The sequence below is a fragment of the Bifidobacterium goeldii genome (assembly GCF_003951095.1).
Classification (GTDB): Bacteria; Actinomycetota; Actinomycetes; order Actinomycetales; family Bifidobacteriaceae; genus Bifidobacterium; species Bifidobacterium goeldii.
The window spans coordinates 1-15,944 of record NZ_QXGL01000011.1; the positions used below are offsets into that span (position 1 = coordinate 1).

Here is a 15,944-nt window from a genome sequence, read left to right on the forward strand (position 1 = left end):
CCAGTGTTCGGGTTGTACACGCTGTGCAGCTCAGTGCCAAGGCTTGCGGACACATGGACGACGCGAGCGGTACCATCATCCTCCGTGCCGAAGGTCACACTGTTGTAACGGTCGGCAACAACCTTGTACGGTGCGCCTTCAGCCTTCCAACCCAGATTTACCAGGTGAGAAGCCTCATTCTTGTCAGTGGTGAAGTAGTGGTCACCGTTGTTCGGGTTGTACACGCGGTACAGCGGGGTGTCGCCAACTTCGACGATCTTGGCCTGCAGAGCCTTGACCTTGGAGAGCAGCTCCTTATATTTCTTCTCGGTGTAACCGTTCTTAGCCGCCTCAGCCTTATCGGCGAGGTAGTCCTGGAAGTCCTTCTTGTACTGGTTGTAGGAAGCCAGCGTATACCACTTCTTGGCCTCGGAATCCTTCAGGTTACGATCCACACGGCCTTCGATCTGCGTCAGGTACTCAGCCTGAGCAAGCTTATTCCAGTCCGCCTTGAAGGTCTGACCAGCAGTGATCGTACCGGTCTTGGCTGCGGTCTCCTCATTGTTGACCACGTACTTCAGGTTAGTGCCATCAATGGTAAGCTTAGCGCCTTCCGGAGCGCCCGGCCAAGAAAGCTCATAGCCATCGCGAGCGTAGACCGGGGCTTCGAAATAGTCACCAGTGGAGAACCACTTGGAAGCAACCGGCTCCTTGCCGTAGTTCGGGTCGAACTGGACGCGGATTGAAGAAGCTTCGAACTTCGCAGTCAGGGTAATGTTCTTGCCCGGGTTCTTAGAGAAGTCGTAATCCTTGCCATCCAGCTGCCAAGCCTTGAATGCCCACTTGACGTTGGTATCATCCTTCTTGGTCGGATCAGCCGGCTTGGTAATGGTCTTGTCGGCAGCCACGAGCTGGGTGGACACGACCTTGCCTTCGCTCACGAACGTGACAGTGTAGCCTTCGCTGACACCGTAGTTCGGCTTAACGGTCACATTGGCAGAGATAGCAGTGCTCAGCGTAATAGCCTTTGCATCCTTGCCGGACGCAGCAGAGAACGTGCTGGTGTAACGCGTGGTTGCAGTACCGTACGGATCAGTGGACGGCTGAGAAGCAACCGGCAGCTCCTTAACGCCAGCGTCAGCGAGAGTCTTACCCTTCTCGACTTCCACGACGTAGTCGTTACCCTCGTTCTTCGTGTTCAGCGTCCAAGACTTGCCGGAGTGATCCGTGCTGGAGAAAGTCACCGCAGCGGAATCCACGGTCACAGCCTTGACGTCAGCCTCGTTAGAGCCCTTGGTGACCACATTGGCCAGATCGGTATCGGCAGTCACGGCCTGGCTGGTCTGCTTGTCAGCCACAAAACCAGTCAGAAGCTTACCGTCGTGACGGTCCGTATCCGTCGGGAACTGCCAAGAAGCCAGCTTGCCATCAGCCTTAGCAACCGGGACATCAGCAACCGTGTAGACACCAGAGAACACAACGTTATACACATCCGTAGAACGTGCATAGCGAGCAGTCACGGTAGTGTCGGTCACCTTATCCGCGTTTGCAGCATCAGTAGCAACCAGCGTGCCAGAAGCATTCTCCCAACCAGTCAGCGTGTACGTCGACTGATAAGAAGGATCCAAAGCGAGCTCAGCTTTAACGACATCACTCTTATCGAGGTAGCCATCGCCACCATCGGTGACCGCAGCAGACTTGCCATCCTTAGCAACGGTAACACCGGAAACATTGGCCTTCGTGTCAAACTTGAGGTTCGTGCCATCCACGTCAAACGTGAACGTCTTCGCCTCATCAGCGGTCGCGGTCAGCGCGGACACGCCCATCGTCGCGATCATCGCGAGCGAGGCGAGGCCGGCCAGAGGCGCGCGCCAAACCTTAGTATTTCCTGTCATCTTCAGGAACCTTTCTTTTAGGGCTATGGGCACGCTTGAAATCGTCAGAAATTGTCAAGAGCTGCACTGATCAAACTAACTTTTCGGTTGCTCCAGAATGCTCGCAACGATCAGCTGATAGAATGCAGCGGAGAATCGGTTGGGAAGGGATTCACAAATGCGTTTGTATACTCACTTGGCATATCGCTGTTTAGCTAGCATATGTGCACTGATTATGGCAATTTCCGTGTCTGTTGCGTCATCTGTCATGTCTTATGCGGCAACTGATGGAAATACCGACAGTAACGCGAATAATAGCTATGACAGCGCGAATACGGCTCCGATGTATCGTCTATATAATCCGAACTCTGGCGAGCATTTCTATACGGCCAATGAGGGTGAACGCGAAAATCTTTTGTATGATCACTGGCAGTATGAGGGCATCGGCTGGATTGCGCCGAAGAAATCTAAACGTCCGGTGTATCGACTGTACAATCCCAATGCTGGTGATCATCATTACACAACAAGCAAATACGAGCGTGATGTACTGGTAGAAGCTGGTTGGAATGACGAAGGCATCGGCTGGTACTCGGATGACGAAAAACGCGTACCGCTTTATCGACAGTACAATCCCAACGCTCGGGCTGGTGCTCACAACTACACGACGAGTGCGGGCGAGCGCAGCATGTTGGTAGCTGCTGGTTGGAATGACGAAGGTATCGGCTGGTATGCAGTAGACGAGGGGTCTCCTGCTCCGAAAGTTACTCAAGCCGAAGATGATGCTTACGCATCGATCGAAGGTGTAATGAACCTACGTGGTGCCGGTTCTGGATACCATACAAAAATTGATATTTCCGGAGGCAGTGCTGTCGTTTCGTTTGGTATTCAATACGAAAAAGATATTCGCAACGTGTACCCACAATTCCCGGGCAGCACAGTATTCTTGGTCGAGAACGTGATGGGACATGCCACAGAACCTGGCCCCGAGGGCAAGGAATATCTTTACTTGAAGTCTGCCCCACAGGGGCAAGATGTTAAGGTACGACTGTCATGGTATTCAGACGGCACCATTAAGTTCTTCGTGAATGACATGGAAATTGGCCGATCAAGAACCACTATGTATCCACCATTTATCTTTGCTGCCGAAGGTAGCGTAGCGCGCAATGGTGATTCAATTGATGGCAGCATTAAGGATATTCATGTAAAGGTCGGTACGGATAGCAGTGACTATGGTACCGTCGGCATTTGGAACGATACTAGTGATTTCTTCGGTTTACGCGGCGACGTTGTTAAGCTAGGCGAGGCGCGTAAGGAAGACACTCCGTATAGCAATGATGGCCAGCCTGTGTGGGGTGCTGACGTAACCATCAAGGGTACGTCCAACATTCCGGGTGACGGCCCTGATGGCAAGCCATGGACATGGGACACCAGCTTTAGTGCAGTGGAACCTTCAACACAGACAACAGGACATCCACTGTCCGCGATTATCAACATTGCGCAGAGGTGGGATGTATAGTCTCAGAGAAAATATGAAACCAATGCGGATGTATCAGTCAAAGATCGAGATATTGCCACTATCACAGTGTCACTCAGAATTTATCTGCGGCTGACGAGTACATGTGTTGTAAACAAGAAATCCCATCCGGGAGTTGTATCTCGGATGGGATTTCTTCGTTATATGCGATCGCTATGCGCGCGATAGTGTTCTACGCGCGCGCAATCGTGATCGCGTACGCAAACGCTATATAGTCACTCAGCCAATGAACTTCAGGAACGCGTCTGCCTCGGCGCCGAGCTTGGTGCGGCCCTCGTCGCTCAGGTTGAGGTCGCCAGTGCCCCAGGACTCAGGAGCGAGTACTACACCGAGCTGATCGTCGAGCAGTTCGGCCTTGTTGAAGCCGAGCACCTCGGTGAGCTTGCCGCGAGTGCCAGCGCCAGCGGACTGGCCGGAGACGGAGCTCAGCGCGATCTTCTTACCAGCCAGCACGGAAACGGACTCAGCCGGGTACGGCTCCAGCGGGCGGGACAGCCAGTCGAGCAGGTTCTTCAGCAGGCCCGGGTAGCTGTAGTTGTATTCAGGGCTGAAAATCCACACGCCATCAGCCTCAGTCACAGCCTTGCGAGCCTCAGCCACAGCAGCCGGTGCCGGGAACTCTTCGTCCTGGTTGAAGAACGGAACGGCAGCGTAATCAAGGAAGCTCACTTCAGCGCGATCGCCGATCAGCTTCGCAGCCTCGTCAGCGAGCTGCTTGTTGAAACCATTCTTGTGCAGAGAGCCCACGATGAACAGGATCTTGGACATAGTTACTCCTTCAACAAATAATTACTATCTTTCCCATTGTTACGCGATGCCTATAACATCCGCACAGCTGTCCGCTAACAGCAAATTAAGAAAAAGAAAACTTGTGCAATCGTTTGCGCGGCGTGCGCAATAGTACTTATGGCGAGCCTCGCAATATCATAAATTCCATGGCCTCTCACGCACGCGCTCCGCAGCACCGTTCTAGCACGGCATCTTTCCGCCCAGCACCACATAACTGGGTTGCTGCAAGCGTTGTTGCATACATCGTATTGTCCGCGATTATGCGCGTTTGGCTGTCGTACTCGTGGAATATTAACCAGCCGTATTGGGCGCCAGCTGACGATGGGCTTGTTGTGCGCGAGGCAATCGGCGGCGTTAACGACTATCTGACCATCACCAAGCGCCCCGGGTTTTCACTGTTCTTAAAAATCGTGCATCTGTCTCACGTGCCGCTCACCATATGGATTGCTGCAGCGTGGATTGCGGCAGCATTAGCGCTCGCGTGGACCGTGCAGCGCATATGCGGCCGCTGGCTGGTAACTGCCATAGCATTCACGCTTGCTGTATGGTGCCCGGTTGGTTTTGACGCGCAAATCGGGCAGCGCGCTTATCGCGGGTCGATTCTTTCGCCTGCTGTGCTGCTGCTCGCGGCGGCGCTAGTCGCAATGTTTGTTGCACGCTCGTGGGTATCGCGTTTGGCGTGGGCGTTGATCGTCGGTATTACTACTGGCTGGATTTGGCTCGCTAAAGAAGATTCACTGTGGATTATTCCGATGGTGTTGGTCGCGTGCATCGCGTGCGTTATCAAAACACTGACGTCGCGCGAACGGCGTATTGCAGGCGTACTGGTGCTGCTTCCTGTGTTGTTGATCCCAGTCGCTGGCGACATGGCTGCTCGCGCGCGGTCTGAACATTTTTGGGGTGTGAATCTGCTGGAAACGCGTACGGAAGGCGAGCTTGCCGGATTCGTGTCACGCGTGTATCGCATTGAAGCGCCGAATCGCACGTACAAGCGTTGGTCGCCAGATACGGCCATTGATCAAGCGTTGAAGGCCGCGCCTGAACTGGAGAACTTGCGACCGTACCTCATGGCAGGCATGTACCGCGAAAATCACGGTGATGATCTAGGTATTTGGGGCGATTATTTAACATGGCAGTTGCGCTATGCGATCTCCTCAGCGAACGGCGATCAGTGGCCGAGTCAAGCGGATCTTCAACAACTGTTTGCGCGGGCGAATCAGCAGCTTGATGATGCGGCTGCGCGCGGCGAAATCACGTATGATCAGCGGTTTACGCCGGGCAAGCTTGTAGCGCCAATCTCGTGGGATGATGTTCGCGATCGCGTGCTGCCGCTTGTTGGCCCCGCAATGTTACAAACGCTGATTCCGCGCGAATGGCAGGCGCCGATTGTTGATACGCGGCCGATTACCACTGCGCGTGCGCAAGAGGTGAAAGACACGTATCTCGCGTATATCAATGAAAACGAGCGACCGCAGCGGCACTTGTGGGCTGCGACAGTTATTGAACGCGGTTGGGTGGTTTTGGCAGTTGTTGGCGCTTTGTGTGCAGTGGTCGGTGCTTTGCTCGGCATGATTCGGCGGCATGCTGAAGCGTTTATCGCTGTGGCGTTCGCGTTGTACGCGTTGGTGTATGTGGCGGCTGAATGCTGGTTTTTGGTGTTTTTGGATGGCGATCTGATTTGGGTGTATGCGGTCGCTAACGCGCAACCGCTGGTGGTTGCTGCGGTTGGCGTTGCACTGGCTGCCGGATGTATGCCACGCGCTCGTGCTAGTGCATCAGCTCCGCGTGTGCGTGCACGCGGGCGGCATGTGCGGGGCTGATAACTGACAGTGCGCTGTGGATGTGGACGCAGTGACACTCCCCCAGTCAGCCCTGCGGGCTGACAGCCCCCTCAGCTGAGGGGGCCGAGGCTAGCCGCATCCATGTCTAGAACTGTCCCAGCACTTAGTTGACAACGCTCCGTCAGCTGGTGGGCGTAGCTCGTTGGATAACGCGTGTGTCCGCAGTGCCGTGCAAGGCGCCGACGTATAAAAATACTTCAAGCTTTGCACGGTGCTGCGGACACTCCGTTATCCAACGAGTGGAGTGAACCGGTTGACGCGTGCGACCTCAAGGCGTACCGAGGGAAGCTGTGCTGAGCACAGCGACCGAGGAACAACGCAGAGGGCGCTCCGTCAATCGGTGAGCGTGAACTGGCTGTTGTAGAGGTTGGCGTAGAATCCGCCGGCGGCCAACAGTTCGTCGTGGGTGCCGCGTTCGATGACGTCGCCATGGTTCATGACGAGGATCATATCGGCGTCGCGAATCGTGGATAGGCGGTGCGCGATCACAAAGCTCGTACGGCCGACAGTGAGCGCATCCATGGCTTTTTGGATCAGCTCCTCCGTGCGCGTATCAACCGATGATGTTGCTTCGTCAAGGATGAGGATTGGCGCGTTTTGTACCATCGCGCGGGCGATGGTGAGCAGCTGCTTTTGGCCGGCGGACAGCGACGTGTTTTCGTCGAGCACCGTGTCGTAGCCGTTCGGCAGCGACTGGATATAGTGGTCCAAACCGACCGCGCGGCAGGCTTCGCGAATCTGCTCGTCGGTCACGCCCGGCTTGGAATACGCGATGTTTTCGCGCACAGTACCGTGGAACACCCACGTATCTTGCAGCACCATCGAGAACTGATCGTGCACGTTCCAACGCGGCACAGACTTCGTATCCACGCCGTCGATGGTGATGCGCCCGCCAGCAATGTCGTAGAAGCGCATGAGCAGGTTGACCATCGTGGTTTTGCCGGCACCGGTCGGGCCGACAATCGCGATTTTCTGGCCGGCCTTCACGGTCGCGGAGAAATCGTTGATGATCGGCTTGCCAGGCTCGTATTCGAAGCGCACATGGTCGAATTCGACGTCGCCGCGCACGGGCTGCGGATCGCCGTGGTCGTCGTAGCCGAGCAGCTGCGAACGCTGGGCGACGGTCATACCGGTCGTGGCAGTCGTCGCATGCCCGGCGCGGCCAGACCCGCGATCAGCCGGTGTAGTCTGATCAACAGAACCAAGCAGCTCCTCCTTGCTCGGCTCCGCGGCCATTTCCGGCTCCTCGAGGAAGCCGAACACGCGCTCGGATGCGGCCGCGCACCGCTGCAGGTTCTGGAACGCTTGCGCGAACTGGCTGAGCGGCTGCGTGAACAGGCGGATGTACATCATGAATGCGACGATCACGCCGAATTCGATCTGCCCGTCCATCGCAAGCGCCGCGCCGACGACGCACACGACCACGTAGCCGAAGTTGCCGACGAACTGCATGAGCGGCATCATCAGGCCGGACAGGAACTGCGATTTCCAGCCGGAATCGTACAGGTCAGCGTTGTAGCGTTCGAAACGGCGAATTGAATCGGCTTCACCGTTGTACGTTTTGACGATGAGGTGGCCGGCGTACATTTCTTCAACGTGTCCGTTGACGTCGCCGAGCGCGGCCTGCTGGCGTGCGAAATACTTCTGCGAAGCGGCCATGATCGCGCCCATGAGCACGAGTCCGAGCAAACTCGACCCGATTGCGCACAGGGCCATAATCCAGTTGTTGTAGAACATCATCACCAGCGCGCCAACGAACAGCGTCACGGACGTGATGAGCGAGCCGAGCGACTGGCCGAGCGTCTGGCCGATCGCGTCGACGTCGTTGGTGATGCGGCTGAGTACGTCGCCGTAGCTGACTTTGTCGAAATAGCTCAGTGGCAGCTTGTTGATCTTCGCGCTGATCGACTCGCGTAGTTCCTGCGCGGTGCGCTGCGTGACGTTTGCCATGAGCCAGCTCTGCAGGTAGCTGAGCAGCGCGTACCCGACGTACAGCGCGACGAGCAGCCAGCCGATGCGGCCGACGGCGCCGAAGTCGATCGCTCCGGCGACCGGCCTGCCGTTAACGAGCGCGGGTAGGCCCTTGGTGATCTCGTTGGTCATGTCTTTGAGCTTGTCCGGCCCGATGATCTGGAAGACAGTGCCGACTGCGCCGAGAACGAGCGCAATGACAATGACGGGGATGTACTTGCGGCAGTAGTGGACGAGTTTGCCCATGGTTTTGCCGAAATCCTGCGGTTTTTCTGCGGGTCCGTTGCCCGCCGGGCCGTGCGGCCCGCGTCCCATTGGACGATTCATTGGTCCTGGCATAATAAGTCCTTTCGAAAAAGCATTCTCGCCTCCCTCTGACGAGGGAGGTGGCACGCGAAGCGTGACGGAGGGAGAGACAAGCGCTATACGTGCACCTTCTGACGCTCCCCCAGTCAGCCTGCGGCTGACAGCCCCCTCAGCCGAGGGGGCCAAGGTTGTGCGTCACGCGGTTAATTCGGCTTTGCTGAGCTGAGATTCGGCGATTTGGCGGTAGACATCGCAGTTTTCAAGCAGTTCGCGATGCGTGCCCTGCCCAACTACGCGCCCGTCGTCGAGTACGACAATCCGGTCCGCATTCATGATCGTGCCGATGCGCTGCGCGACGATCAGCTTGGTGGAGCCTTTTGCGTGGCTCGCAAGCGCGTCGCGAACTTCGCGGTCGGTCGCAAAATCAAGTGCGCTGAACGAGTCGTCGAAAATCAAGATTTCAGGATCGCGATACACCGCGCGCGCAATGGAAATACGCTGCTTTTGACCGCCGGACACGTTCGAGCCGCCCTGTGCGATTGCCGAGTCGAACCCGTCGTCCATGCGCTCGACGAATTCCGTCGCCTGTGCAACGTCGGCGGCTTCCTGCACGCGGTGGCGTTCGTCATCGGTCAGTTTGCCGTCGTTCGCCGCGTCAGCTGCGAGCTGTGCGGCTTCGCGTCGGCGTCCGGCCGCAGTGGACGTGTCTGCGAGCGTAATGGTCGCAGCAGCTTCGTCGGATTCCCCAGGCTTGTCGCCGTAGCTGATATTGCTGGTCACTGTTCCCTTGAACAGCACGGACTTCTGCGGCACGTAGCCGATACGGTCGCGTAGTGCGGTCAGGTTCCAGTCGCGCACGTCCACGCCGTCAACAAGCACCTGCCCGGCAGACACGTCATACAGTCGTGGCACGAGGTTGATCAGGCTCGTCTTGCCGGAGCCGGTCGCACCGATGAACGCGACGGTCTGGCCGCGCTTGGCTTCGAACGAGACGTGTTCGAGAATCGGCTCGCGCGAGTCGGGGTATGTGAAGCTCACATCGCGGAATTCGACGGTGCCGGTCTGGTTGCCGCCGAGTCGCGCTACGTCAGCGGCCGTATCGCTGCCGTTCGTGACGAGCGGGTCGGTGTCGAGCACTTCGAGCACGCGCTGGGCGGAGACGTCGGCGCGCGGCCAGAGCACGAACACCATGCTCATCATGAGGAAGCTCATGATGACCTGCACGGAGTAGCTGGAGAAAACGACCATGTTCGAGAACACGGTGAGCTTGTCGGTGAGCGCGGCCGCGTTGATCAGGCTGGCGCCGATCCAGTAGACGGCGAGCATGAGGCCGTTCATCACGGTGTTCATGAGCGGCATCATCACGGCCATCGCGCGGTTAGTGAACAGCTGCGTGTCGGTGAGGTCCTTGTTGGCCTTGGTGAACTTGGCTTCCTGATAATCCTCGGCGTTGTAGGCGCGCACGACGCGCAGACCGGTCAGGTTCTCGCGGGCGACGAGGTTGATGTTATCGGTAAGCTGCTGCATCGCCTTGAATTTCGGCATGACGAGCGCCATCAACACGACGATGGCGACGAGCAGAATCACGACCGCGATAGCGGTGGCGAGCGTCCATTCGAAGCCGTCGCCGGCGATCTTCATGATGGCCCAGACGGCCATGATTGGCGATTTGACGATGAGCTGCAAGCCCATGGTGATGAACATCTGGATTTGCGTGATGTCGTTGGTTGAGCGCGTGATAAGGCTGGCGGTGGAGAAGCGGCTCATTTCGGCCGGGCCGAACGATTCGACCTTGCTAAATTCGAGCGAGCGCAGGCGCTGGCCAAAGCTTGCGGCGACGCGCGCAGCAATGTAGCCGGTCACGATCGCGCAGGCAACCGAGCCAAGCGAGACGAGCAGCATTTTGCCGCCGGCGATCCAGATGTCGCGCATTTCGCTGCCGGGCGTCTCGACGAGCGTGGTGATGTCGGACATGTAATCGGGCAGTTCAAGGTCGAACCAGATTTGGCCGACGATGGTGACGAGGGCGATGAGCATCTGCCCTATCTCCGCTTTGGAGAGGTATTTCATGATGCGAAGCATTACGGTTCCCCTATGTTGATTATTCGGTGAAGTGAAAAATTAGTTTCTAGTCTTAAATTACTTACAGTGTAAGATATTAGATACGATTCTGCGTGTTTCCTGAAAACGACACACCGAGTGTTTACTTACGCTTGTGCCGCGTCCTCGAACGCTTTGCGCACTTCCTCGGCTGTTGGGCGCGGCTTACCAGGCTTACAAATCGACATGTACGTCATAAATTCACGCGACAATTCCACGAATTCACGCGTACGGCGCTCACCCATCTGCGAGAAGATCCAACAGACTGCGTCACGCATCTCCTGCATGTCCATCCGCCCGCGCTCGCGGCCTTTGTCTGTCAGGTTCACGCGCACTACGCGGCGATCATCTGGGTCAACTTCGCGCGTAATTAAGCCTTTTTTCTCCATTGCGGAAAGCAATGTCGAAATGCGGCCTGATGTCGCGTTCAGCGCAATCGCAAGCTGAGATGGCGTCATCGTGCCATGATGAGCGAGCTGGCGGATAGCAAACATCTCACCCTGCGCGCCACGTGCAAGTTCTCGCTGCATGTCAGAACGGTGGCACCACGCAGTGCGCCACAATTCATCAACGGCTTCTTGCTCGAATCCCATCGCCTGCTCTTTTCTACATCACGTTGCTTTTTACCTTACACTGTAAATAATGTTATATCTTACAGTGTGGAGATATTTTACTGACCGAACCACCATTACTGGTCACCATTACAGTGCATACGCTTACGCTACTGAACTGAGCATCGTCAACTCTTCATCAGTTAGCCGCAGTTCAATCGCCGCAAACGAATCCTCAATCTCATGCGGATTGCGCGCGCTCGGAATAGTAAACAAGCGGTCGTATCGAGTCAACTCCCACGCAAGCACCACGCGCTGATATGAGACGCCGCGCGCGGCTGCAACCTCGCGGAATGGGTCATATGCGTGTGCGTCAAACGGGTCAAGGAACCCACCCAGCGGCGACCAACACACGAAGTCGATTCCAAGCTCAGCGCAGTGCTCCATCGTATGCTCCGGGTCAGGATGCGAGGGGGAGAACTGGTTTTGCACAGCGATCAGCCGGTCGCCAAGAATCGCGCGCGCTACATCGATCTGCGCGTTATCAACGCGCGAAATGCCGGCGTAGCGGATCGCACCCTCGTCAAGCAACGTTTTCAGCGCGCCGATCTGCTCCTCGTAAGGAACCGCCGGGTCAGGGCCGTGAGAATACAACAGGTCGAGCGTATCGACTCCGAGATGCATCGCAGATTCTTTTGCATCGCGAATCATTGTTTCCGGGCGAGAATCTGCCATCCAACCATACTGGCTGCCGGCAGCTTGCAAACGTTGGCGTTCGTGCGCAGTCTCAGTGTGTTGACTGTCAGTATTGTTCTGCGCAACGCTGATCGTTCGGCGATACCCAGTTTTTGTAGCGACCAGCACTTCGTCGCGCGGGCCATCCCAGCTGGCGAGCGCATCGCGCACCAGCATCTCCCCGTAGCCAAAGTCGCTTGCAACGCCGGTGCCATCAGCGCCCGGCGCAGTCGGCAGATAATACGACCAAGCGGTGTCGAGATAGCGCACGCCGGCGTCGAGTGCGGCGTGAATCGTACTGATTGCCGTGTCACGATCCGGTCGCCCCTCGATGGCAAGCGCCATCGTGCCCATGCCAAGGCGTGGAATATGGTGACCTGCGAAATCCACGATGTTCTCGAAATTCGCCGAATGCTGCAACGTTGTCATGCTCCCATCTTTGCTGGAGGGCATGACCCTGCGCGTGGCATGTCGTAGGCGGTTTGGCTTATGATGGACGAGCAACCGAACGGGAGCCCGAATGGGCTGAGAGGAAGTCGCGAGCTTCGACCGTCAACTTGATGCGGGTAGTGCCGCCGTAAGGAAACGGGTTGTTCCGCCGCGCAAGCGATGCGCTGGCGTTCGCGATTCTCCTACATGCTTTTTCGCGCGGTTTCCGATCTGCGATGTTGAACGTGCGGACTCGTCACCGCTCACGTTTGGTGTTAATGATGATCGCTTGCGTGATAATTGAACAATAACCAGTGATTCTTAGGGTCATGAAGGGGCGCACCACCTTACAGGGTACGGCTGCTTCAGCGACCCTTTTTTATACGCCGGCATGGCCGGAGAGGGGGATCGATGATCGTCAACGGGCAACAGGAAGACATCGCTACGCCGATTAGCGTCGATGAACTGATTGCGAGTAAGGGGTTCAACGCTGCGCGCGTCGCCGTCGAAGTGAACGGCGCGATCGTCCCCCGCGACAAGCGCGCCCAAACCACCCTCAAAGGCACCGACACCGTCGAAATCGTAACGTTTGTGCAAGGCGGCTGAGGGGCCGAGCCGTTAAGAAAACAGCCCAGTGGGCTGTTTTTAGGCGAGGGGCGAGCGACAGCGAGCCAGCACTAAGCCTCGCGCGTAGCGCGAGTCCATAGTTGCGGTCTCGGAGCCGAGCCGTCAATCAAGGATGCGGTAGCCTCGGCTCCCCTTGCCAGGGGAGCTGTCATGCGCAGCATGACTGAGGGGTAGTCCACCACAGTCGCACTGATATCAGCCACTCTTTGCGGAAACCGATAATCGCAAACTTCCCCGTCCGACTCCGTCAGCAGCTCCCCTGTCAAGGGGAGCCGCACATCCATCCAACCGTCAGCAAAGGAGCAATCATGACCAACGAAACCAACCCCACCGCCGAGCCAAGCCTCGACGAACTCGTCGGCACGGCGACGAACACCGCGCTGCTGCCGGAGCCGGATGCGCACGCGTATGACGCGATCGCCACCGGCGACGCCGATCCGCTGATCCTCGGCGGACACAAGTTCACGAGCCGTTTCATTCTCGGCTCGGGCCGCTACGATCTGAACCTCATCAAGGCGACGATCGAGAACGCGGGCACGCAGATCGTCACGATGGCGCTGCGCCGCTGCCGCACCACCGAAAACAACCTGCTCGACTACATTCCGAAGGGCATTACGATGCTGCCGAACACGTCCGGCGCGCGTAACGCTGAGGAGGCGGTGCGCATCGCGCGTCTCGCCCGCGAGGTATGCCAGACCGATTTCGTGAAGATCGAAATCGAGCATGAGACCAAGTATCTGCTGCCGGACAACGCGGAAACGATCAAGGCTACGGAGATCCTCGCGAAGGAGGGCTTCGTTGCGATGCCGTACATGTTCCCCGACCCGATTGCAGCCCGTCAGCTGGAAGACGCGGGCGCGGCGTGCGTGATGCCGCTCGGCTCGCTGATCGGCTCGAACAAGGGTTTGCGCATGCGCGACTTCATCGAGGTGATCATCGCGAACGCGCACGTGCCGGTGATTATCGACGCGGGCATCGGCCGCCCGAGCCAAGCTGCGGAGGCTATGGAAATGGGCGCGGATGCGGTGATGGCGTACACAGCGATTGCCTCCGCGGGCAACATCCCGGTGATGGCCCGCGCGTTCAAGCATGCGATCGAGGCCGGCCGCGAGGCGTATTTGTCAGGCTTGGGTGTGGTGACCGAAGGTCACGCAGTGCCGTCCAGCCCAACGAACGCAGCAGATTACCTCTCGCCGGTCAAGTAATCCGCGTCGTTATCCATTCTGCCGGCCGTAACTGAGCCCGCGCTCATCTCACCGGACTCAGTTACGGTCCATATCGAACGAAAAACGGCTGTAAGTGAGTCCGGTGAGGTGAACGCGGACTCACTCACAGCCGATAGGCCGATACGATGCTCGGCAACGCTGGCAGTCAGCTCAGCTACTCGCCGAGCGCCGCCTTAAGATCGCGGTTCTGGAACCGATCATGCAGTAAGCAGTAACCTCCGAACACGGCCAGCCACACGAGGCCAGCGATCGCGGAGCCGCGCGTATCGTCCGCAAGGAACAGCGTGCAGTACACGAATACGAAGAACACGATCGCGAGTGTATTGGTGAACTTGTATGCCGGCATCACGAATCCGTCGGCGATGAAATCGGCGGAACGACGGTACTTCTGGTGCGCGATCATCGTCAGCGTGTAGATGAAGATGATCACCGCGGACGATGCGGAAGCGAACAGCACAAACGCGCTGGAAACGCCAGGAAGCGCGTTAATAACCGGCGACAGAAGAATCAGCGCAGCGGAGACGAGAATCGCGCGCGCTGGCACCTTGCGGTTGGAAACCTGTCCGATCTTCTGGAAAGTCGGCGACGGCGATTCGCTGGCCAGCTGATACAGGTGGCGGCCGGCAGAGTACAGCAGCGAGTTCAATGCGGAGCTCGCGGCGGTGATCACCACGAAGAACACGAGCGCCGCCGCCCACTTGAGACCCGCGTACTGGAACACCATGATGAACGGGGAGGCGAAGGAGCCGTCTGCGTTCGGCTTGAACGTAGTCCACGGCACAATGCACATGATCGCGAGCAGCGCGCCCACGTAGAAGATGAGCACGCGGACGATAATCTCGTTAACCGCCTTCGGCAGGACCTTGCGCGGATTCTGCGTTTCGGAAACGGTCACGCCGACGAATTCGATCATCTCATACGCATAGAAAACCATCTGGAAGCTCATCAGAAAGCTCAGCCAGCCGTTCGGCGCGATCGAGAAGTTGTTGAGGATGTTGTCGAAGCCGGCATGACCCGCGGGCGAAACACCGTCTTGGCCGGTGATCTGCACGGCGTCGTAATGGTAGCCGATTACGACCATGACGACAGCGGTGGCGATCATCGCGCAGATGAGCGTGATTTTGATCATTGAGAACCAGAATTCCGCTTCGCCGAACGCTTTGACGGCAATCAGGTTGATGGTGACGAGCGCCGCGAGGAAGCACAGTTCAATGAGCCATTTCCAATGACTCAGGTCCATGCCGAATGTCTCGAAGAATGTAATGAAGTATGTGGAAACGGCCGTAATTTCGCTCATACCGATGAGCACGAGCACAATCCAGTACGACCAGCCGGCGAATTTGCCCCATCCGTTGCCGAGATAGCGTGTGATGAAGTTGATGAACGTGTGCTGGCTCGGATCGCGGTACATGAGTTCGCCGATCGCGCGCATGAGCAGGAACATAATCACGCCGACGCCGATGTACACGAACACGATGCTCGGGCCGGTGAGTGCGATTGATTTGCCGGAGCCGAGGAACAGGCCGGTGCCGATTGTGCCGCCGATGGCGATGAACTGTACGTGGCGGTTGTTCAAACCGCGGGCCATCTCATTGCTTTGGTCCAGGCTTTCTACTGATTTCAGCGTGCTCGTGGTGCTAGTACCGCTCGTACTACCCGCGCTGCCTGCGCTTGCGTTATTACTGTCGCTCATGCGCTTTTCCTGCCTTGTTCAATCCCTAGTCTCAGTAACAGGTTCAAACTGTAGCATCGCGCATGTTACGGAAGTGGGGTCGGTTCAACGAGCGGCGTAACGATATCGTGCGCATTTCCCCCAAAAGTTCAATTTCACTTGATTGTGCTGCGTTAGCGTTGAACTTTTTGGGGCTTCGCATTTTGATGTGTATGACGAAGCTGTTGCATTGATTGTGGTGACGCTCCCCCAGTCGCGCGTTAACGCGCGCCAGGAGTGAACGCGTCTCTCCATAGGTACGGTATGCCAA

At 57.3% G+C, this 15,944-nt stretch carries 11 protein-coding genes; 4 read left to right on the plus strand and 7 right to left on the minus strand.

Going from position 1 to position 15,944, the window contains the following annotated elements:
* A partial coding sequence (locus tag D2E25_RS09935) for an InlB B-repeat-containing protein (protein WP_164514810.1) occupies positions 1 to 1,874 on the minus strand: 1,874 nt, incomplete at its 3' end.
* Positions 1,875 to 2,088: 214 nt separating this feature from the next.
* Here D2E25_RS09935 and D2E25_RS10620 point away from each other — a divergent pair.
* Complete coding sequence (locus tag D2E25_RS10620) at positions 2,089 to 3,369, plus strand: hypothetical protein (RefSeq protein WP_206430769.1); 1,281 nt, start codon at positions 2,089 to 2,091, stop codon at positions 3,367 to 3,369.
* A gap of 237 nt (positions 3,370 to 3,606) precedes the next feature.
* Here the strand turns inward: D2E25_RS10620 and D2E25_RS09945 are convergent, their stop codons facing one another.
* Complete coding sequence (locus D2E25_RS09945) at positions 3,607 to 4,155, minus strand: NADPH-dependent FMN reductase (protein ID WP_125982390.1); 549 nt, start codon at positions 4,153 to 4,155, stop codon at positions 3,607 to 3,609.
* Positions 4,156 to 4,322: 167 nt separating this feature from the next.
* On the opposite strand from D2E25_RS09945, the gene D2E25_RS09950 reads away from it, so the two are divergent.
* Positions 4,323 to 5,996, plus strand: coding sequence for a hypothetical protein (locus tag D2E25_RS09950; protein WP_125982392.1), 1,674 nt, complete (start codon positions 4,323 to 4,325; stop codon positions 5,994 to 5,996).
* 354 nt (positions 5,997 to 6,350) lie between these two features.
* On the opposite strand, the gene D2E25_RS09955 is transcribed toward D2E25_RS09950, so the two are convergent.
* From D2E25_RS09955 to D2E25_RS09970, 4 genes are all read right to left on the minus strand, one after another.
* The gene (locus D2E25_RS09955; protein ID WP_125982430.1) at positions 6,351 to 8,303 is read right to left on the minus strand and encodes an ABC transporter ATP-binding protein; all 1,953 of its coding nucleotides are present in this window, start codon (positions 8,301 to 8,303) and stop codon (positions 6,351 to 6,353) included.
* A gap of 186 nt (positions 8,304 to 8,489) precedes the next feature.
* Positions 8,490 to 10,376, minus strand: coding sequence for an ABC transporter ATP-binding protein (locus D2E25_RS09960; protein ID WP_125982394.1), 1,887 nt, complete (start codon positions 10,374 to 10,376; stop codon positions 8,490 to 8,492).
* Positions 10,377 to 10,501: 125 nt separating this feature from the next.
* Positions 10,502 to 10,987, minus strand: coding sequence for a MarR family winged helix-turn-helix transcriptional regulator (locus tag D2E25_RS09965; RefSeq protein ID WP_125982397.1), 486 nt, complete (start codon positions 10,985 to 10,987; stop codon positions 10,502 to 10,504).
* 123 nt (positions 10,988 to 11,110) lie between these two features.
* On the minus strand, positions 11,111 to 12,109 hold the full coding sequence (locus tag D2E25_RS09970) for an aldo/keto reductase (protein WP_164514811.1): 999 nt from the start codon (positions 12,107 to 12,109) through the stop codon (positions 11,111 to 11,113).
* Between the two features lie 411 nt (positions 12,110 to 12,520).
* On the opposite strand from D2E25_RS09970, the gene thiS reads away from it, so the two are divergent.
* Positions 12,521 to 12,715 (plus strand): sulfur carrier protein ThiS, encoded by a 195-nt coding sequence (gene thiS / locus D2E25_RS09975; RefSeq protein ID WP_125982401.1) that lies wholly within the window; start codon positions 12,521 to 12,523, stop codon positions 12,713 to 12,715.
* A 329-nt stretch (positions 12,716 to 13,044) separates the two neighbouring features.
* Complete coding sequence (locus D2E25_RS09980) at positions 13,045 to 13,941, plus strand: thiazole synthase (protein WP_125982403.1); 897 nt, start codon at positions 13,045 to 13,047, stop codon at positions 13,939 to 13,941.
* 175 nt (positions 13,942 to 14,116) lie between these two features.
* On the opposite strand, the gene D2E25_RS09985 is transcribed toward D2E25_RS09980, so the two are convergent.
* Complete coding sequence (locus tag D2E25_RS09985) at positions 14,117 to 15,655, minus strand: amino acid permease (RefSeq protein ID WP_125982405.1); 1,539 nt, start codon at positions 15,653 to 15,655, stop codon at positions 14,117 to 14,119.
* Positions 15,656 to 15,944 lie beyond the last annotated feature (289 nt).